5 protein-coding genes and 1 riboswitch are annotated in these 6,041 nt (G+C 43.2%); of the genes, 4 read left to right on the top strand and 1 reads right to left on the bottom strand.

Annotated elements, in window-relative coordinates; all coding sequences use genetic code 11:
* The 4 genes from C8322_RS07530 to uca form a co-directional block, all read left to right on the top strand.
* On the top strand, nt 1-400 hold a 400-nt coding region (locus tag C8322_RS07530), incomplete at its 5' end, for an integrase core domain-containing protein (RefSeq protein ID WP_146747333.1).
* A 172-nt stretch (nt 401-572) separates the two neighbouring features.
* Nucleotides 573-684: riboswitch (guanidine-I (ykkC/yxkD leader) on the top strand.
* 28 nt (nt 685-712) lie between these two features.
* Entirely contained in the window at nt 713-1,450 is a 738-nt protein-coding gene (locus C8322_RS07525; RefSeq protein WP_004809416.1) for an urea amidolyase associated protein UAAP1, read from the top strand.
* Nucleotides 1,451-1,461: 11 nt separating this feature from the next.
* Nucleotides 1,462-2,124, top strand: coding sequence for an urea amidolyase associated protein UAAP2 (locus tag C8322_RS07520; RefSeq protein WP_004809415.1), 663 nt, complete (start codon nt 1,462-1,464; stop codon nt 2,122-2,124).
* Between the two features lie 3 nt (nt 2,125-2,127).
* Nucleotides 2,128-5,733 carry an urea carboxylase gene (uca, locus tag C8322_RS07515; RefSeq protein WP_004809414.1) on the top strand — a complete coding sequence of 1,202 codons (3,606 nt, stop codon included), beginning with the start codon at nt 2,128-2,130 and terminating at the stop codon, nt 5,731-5,733.
* A 72-nt stretch (nt 5,734-5,805) separates the two neighbouring features.
* Here the strand turns inward: uca and C8322_RS07510 are convergent.
* The coding region (locus C8322_RS07510; RefSeq protein ID WP_213065968.1) for a hypothetical protein at nt 5,806-6,041 on the bottom strand (236 nt) is incomplete at its 5' end.

The raw sequence follows: 6,041 nt of genomic DNA, 5'->3' as shown, positions 1-6,041 counted from the left end.
ACTTGCGCATAGGGTATCGATTAGTATGGAGGTGGATTTTTGTATTTCGGCTTTAAATGAAGCGATTGAAAAATATGGTCGACCTGAAATATTTAATACAGACCAAGGCAGCCAGTTTACCAGTGATGCATTTATTGATGTATTGAAATCAAATGGCATTCAAATCAGTATGGATGGTAAAGGTCGATGGGTAGATAATGTGATGGTTGAACGATTATGGCGGAGCGTTAAATATGAAGAGGTGTATCTCAAAGCTTATAGCAGTGTCACAGAAGCGAAAAAGCAATTAAGTGCATATTTTGAGTTTTATAATTTGAAACGACCTCATTCGAGTCTAGACAAAATGACACCAAATAAGTTTTACTATGATCAGCTACCCCAACAAAACAAGGTGGCTTAACTAGAGCGGAATATCACTTATAAATACGCTTTTAGTTGTTCAAACAAGTGGGACCACCTCTGCCTATAACAGATTCTTGCACCTGAATTGATCAGTTAAAACCCCAAAAAGTATTACGAATATAAAAAATAGTATTACCAGTTTGGCACGCCCTTTGCATTTATTTAAGCATCATAAAGTGATCTAGGGTTCCGATACATGAATATTCATGTAGGTCTGCGACCGAGAGTTCACGGCGAAAGGAAACACTGATCGCTACACGGAGGGATAAAAGCCCGGGAGGTAAACCGTCAAAGATTAGGGTAGATGCATATGAGCACAACAACTTATCACGAAGATCAGGTCCTATGGACTCAACGTTTACCGGGTGGACATCACTGGTCTGCACGCATTCAGCGCGGCGCAGTCTTACAACTGAAATCTTTAGGCAAAAATGCCAATGTCGCGCTGTACTGCGTCAACAGTGAAGATAAACTTGAACGCTATAACATGCCAGACAGCTTAAAAGGGCAACATACGGCATTTTTAAGTACAGGGCATATTTTAGCCTCTGATTTGGGTCGAGCGATGATCTCGATTGTCAAAGATGATCACGGTTGGAATGACGCTTTTTGTGCACCAAGTACGGCACAGCAAATTGAACAACAATTCGGCACTAAAACCTTTCAAGATGCCCGTAATGAGATGTACCGCAACGGCAAAGACAGTTTATTACTGGAAATGACCAAATTTGGTTTATCTGCAACCGACCTCAGCAGCACTTTAAATCTGTTTTCAAAAGTCCAACCTGATGATAACGGTAACCTCAGCTATGTGGCATCTGACAATACTGATCAAGTGATTGAACTACGTTTTGAAATGGATTGTTTGGTGTTTTTATCATCCGCACCACATGCATTAGACAATAGCACCGTGTATGCACCTGCTGATATCGAATTAAATCTGTTTAAAGCACTTCCTTTAGGCGACAGCGATGTATGTCGTGATTCATGCCCGCAAAATCAGCGTGCATTCCAAAATAATAACCGCTACTACGCTTTAACTGCTTAAGGGGAATGATCATGACTGCACTAGTAAGCCCAACACAAAATCATGAAAAACCAGTACTTAGCGAAGTTTGTCCTGCCGGTGAAGCGTGGATGTGCGAAGTCAAAAAAGGACAGTATTTCCGTATTGTAGATCTAGAAGGCAACCAGGCGGTAGATACCTTATTTATTTCCGCATCAAACCCAGAAGAACGTTATAGCGCAACCGATACCTTGGCGATGAATCGTCAAATTTATTTAGAGAAAGGCACAACTTTATACACAAACTTTGGTAATAAAATCGCCACTATTCATGATGACAACTGCGGTCGTCACGACACTTTAGGCGGTGCATGTTCATGTGAAAGTAATACGGTTCGTTATGCGCATGATAAATATCCAATGCACAGTTGCCGTAACAATTTCATGATTGCGCTGTCGCAACATCCAATTGCCAAAAAGCATGGCTTAAACGTGCGTCATATTGGTCCGAATATTAACTTCTTTATGAATGTACCTGTCACAAGTGATGGTCACTTAAAGTTTGATGATGGTATTTCTGCACCGGGCAAATATGTGGAAATTAAAGCCGAGATGGATTTAATTGTGCTGATCTCGAATTGCCCACAGCTCAATAACCCATGTAATGCCTATAACCCAACAAAAATCCAATTAATCATCCGTGAAGGTGAGGAGTAAGCGATGTTTAATAAAGTTCTCATCGCCAACCGTGGTGCAATTGCGTGTCGTGTCATTCGTACTCTTAAAAAATTAGGCATCCAATCGGTTGCGGTGTATTCGGAAGCAGATCGTGATTCCTTGCATGTGACTTTAGCCGATGAAGCGGTATTTATTGGTGATGCACCTGCAAGTCAAAGCTATCTCAATGTTGATAAAATCTTAGAAGTGGCCAAGCATACCGGTGCGCAAGCGATTCATCCGGGCTATGGATTCCTCTCTGAAAATGCCGAATTCTGTAATCTCTGTGAAGCACAAGGCATTGTGTTCTTGGGCCCAAATGCCGAGCAAATGAAAGCATTTGGTTTGAAACACACTGCACGTGAATTGGCGATTCAAGCCAATGTACCGTTATTGCCAGGTAGCCAATTATTGGCTGATGAAGCTGAAGCCCTGCTTGAGGCTGAGCGTATTGGCTATCCTGTGATGCTGAAAAGTACCGCAGGTGGTGGTGGTATTGGCATGCGTTTGGTGTGGAATGCGGAGGAGCTGAAAGAAGCTTATGCAACCGTGTCTTATTTAGCGCAAGCCAACTTTAAAGATGCAGGCCTTTATTTAGAAAAATTCGTACAAAATGCTCGTCATATCGAAGTGCAAATCTTTGGTGATGGCAACGGTTTAGTTCTAGCACTGGGCGAGCGTGATTGTTCGGTGCAACGTCGTAACCAAAAAGTGATTGAGGAAACGCCTGCACCACATTTAAACGATACGCAACGTGCCTATATTCAAAATGTCGCGATTCAATTGATGCAATCGGTGAATTACCGTTCGGCAGGTACCGTTGAATTTGTGATGGATACCGACACCCAAGAATTCTATTTCTTGGAAGTGAATACCCGTCTACAAGTTGAGCACGGTGTCACCGAGCAAGTCTTTGGTGTCGATCTAGTGGAATGGATGGTGACTTTAGGCAGTAGCGATTGGGTTGCACCAACATCAAAACTTGAGTCACAAGGACATTCAATTCAAGTGCGTCTTTATGCCGAAGATCCAATCAAAAACTTCCAACCAAGTGCAGGACTTTTGACGCATGTTGAGTTCGATGCCAACGCGCGTAATGAAACTTGGGTAGAAACAGGTTCAAACGTCTCATCTTTCTATGACCCGATGATTGCCAAAATTATTGTGACTGCGGATGATCGTGATTCTGCCATTCAAGCCATGACGGATACTTTGGCTAAAACTTCGGTTGCCGGCATTGAAACCAACCTTGAATATCTACAAAACATTATCGACTGCAATGTCTTTAAAGCCGGTACGCAAACCACACGTTTTTTAAATACCTTTGAGTGGAAAACTCAAAAAATTGAAGTCCTGCAAGCCGGTATACAAACCGCCGTGCAAGATGTGACAGGACGTTTGGGTTATTGGGATGTCGGTGTACCACCATCAGGTGCGATTGATCCGCTGTCTTTAAATGTCGCGAACCAACTATTAGGCAATGTACCGAATACCGCAGGTTTGGAATGTACGCTACAAGGCCCAAGCTTAAAATTCCATTGCGATAGCCAAATTGTATTGGCAGGTGGCGATATGCCATCGACTTTGGATGGCGTTCAAGTTCCGATGTGGCAAACCGTGAATGTACGTAAAGGTCAGGTGCTGAAATGTGGCAAGATCGCCACAGGTTGCCGTACTTATATCGGGATTAAAGGCGGTCTGAATGTGCCTGAATATTTAGGCTCACAAGCGACCTTTACTCTAGGTCAGTTTGGTGGTCATGCAGGGCGTAATTTGCTGATTGGCGATATGCTTCCAATCACGGCATTTACATCTGATGAAGTGAAAGCATTAAGCAAAGATCAAATCCCTGCCTTCTCAAATACTTGGGAAATTGCGGTGATGTATGGTCCACATGGTGCACCGGATTTCTTTACTAAAAATGATATTGATACCTTCTTTGCCAACGAGTTTGAAATTCACTTCAACTCCAGCCGTACCGGAATTCGTTTGATTGGTCCAAAACCAGAATGGGCTCGTCAGGACGGTGGCGAAGCGGGTCTGCATCCATCGAATATTCATGACAATGCCTATGCCATTGGGGCGATCGATTTCACTGGTGATATGCCAATTATTCTTGGGCCTGATGGTCCCAGCCTAGGTGGTTTCGTGTGCCCTGCGGTGGTGATCAATTCTGAGCTTTGGAAACTCGGTCAGCTCAAAGCCGGCGATAAAGTCAAATTTGTACCTCTCAGCTATCATCAAGCGAAATTGCTGAATGAAAAATATCATGCACAATTAACTGCTGAAGATACGCAAGCGGTGACTTTTGATGAAGCATTTTATCCTGAAATCAGCACACTGAAATCTGCCATTTTAGATACCCTAAAAGGTCAAAATGGCACGCCTGATGTGGTGTATCGTCCTGCCGGTAACAACTATATGTTGGTGGAATATGGCGAGTTAGTTTTAGATTTAAACCTACGTTTCCGTATTCATGCGCTGATGCAATGGGTCAAAGATCAAAACATTCAAGGCATTATTGACCTGACACCGGGTATTCGTTCATTGCAAATTCATTTTGATTCGACCCAACTCGATCAGATTGATTTGTTGCGTATGCTTCAAGTGGCGGAAGAGCAACTGCCTGATGTGACTGAGATGCAAGTGCCATCCCGTACTGTGTATTTACCGCTTGCTTGGGAAGATTCACAAACGCAACTTGCCACTGAGCGTTATATGCAAACGGTACGACCTGATGCGCCGTGGTGTCCGGACAATATCGAATTTATCCGTCGTATTAATGGCTTAAAAGACAAACAAGCCGTGAAAGATGTGGTCTATAACGCCAGTTATTTGGTCATGGGCTTGGGCGATGTGTATTTGGGTGCACCTGTGGCAACGCCACTTGATCCACGTCAGCGTTTAGTCACCACCAAATATAACCCTGCACGCACTTGGACACCCGAAAATGCTGTTGGTATTGGCGGTGCGTATATGTGTGTGTACGGCATGGAAGGTCCGGGTGGTTATCAGTTTGTCGGTCGTACCTCACAAATGTGGTCACGCTACCGTAAAAACCCTGATTTTGAGCAAGGTATGCCGTGGTTACTTCGCTTCTTTGACCAGATTAAGTTCTATGAAGTGTCTGAAGCTGAACTGATGCACATGCGTGAGGACTTTAAAGCCGGTCGTTTAAAACTGCGTATTGAAGAAGGTGTACTCAACCTCAAAGAATACAATGACTTCTTAACTGAAAACCAAGAATCCATTGCTGCCTTTAAAGCGGTGCAACAAGCCAACTTTGATGCAGAGCGCCGTCGTTGGCATGAAGCAGGACTAGCAGAATATGTGTCTGAAAGTCTGGATGCTGTAGATGATGCTGAAGGTGTTGAAATCCCTGATGGTGGTTGTGCGGTGGAATCACATATGCCGGGTTCAATTTGGAAAATTGAATGTCAGTCAGGCGATATTGTGGAAGAAGGTGCGACCTTAGCTGTGATTGAAGCGATGAAGATTGAGATACCAATTATTGCACCTGAGCGTATGCGTGTGGATGCAATTACCATTGAAAAAGGGCAGACGGTAAAAACGGGGCAGGTATTGTTTACGTTGGCGCCAGTGGCTTAAAGAATCCTCCCTAACCCTCCTTTTTCAAAGGAGGGAATTTCCCCTCTTTATTAAAGAGGGGTTAGGGGAGATTTAAGAATTACATTTTTCGATATGCTTAAATACTCGTTCACATAACGCTTTGGCTTTTGGTGTAAGTTCCCAATCAGGTTTTTCATCAAAATCTTTAATGATTTCACGACAAAAATCTAACTTGTATTTGATCGTACCTACACCTGTACCATCAGCAAATAAAGTTTGTTTGGTTTTAGATGATGGCTTGGCAGAGTAAAACTTGAAGTGCGACATAAACCACCTAATTAATTTAA

Origin of the sequence: Acinetobacter sp. SM1B (genome assembly GCF_003289665.1) — a bacterium.
In the GTDB taxonomy this organism is placed as follows: Bacteria; Pseudomonadota; Gammaproteobacteria; order Pseudomonadales; family Moraxellaceae; genus Acinetobacter; species Acinetobacter schindleri.
This window is presented reverse-complemented; position numbering and strand designations above follow the sequence as displayed.

Coding starts and splice junctions, on each gene's coding strand:
- C8322_RS07525 (WP_004809416.1), top strand. CDS start 713: ATGAGCACAACAACTTATCACGAAGATCAGGTCCTATGGACTCAACGT.
- C8322_RS07520 (WP_004809415.1), top strand. CDS start 1,462: ATGACTGCACTAGTAAGCCCAACACAAAATCATGAAAAACCAGTACTT.
- uca (WP_004809414.1), top strand. CDS start 2,128: ATGTTTAATAAAGTTCTCATCGCCAACCGTGGTGCAATTGCGTGTCGT.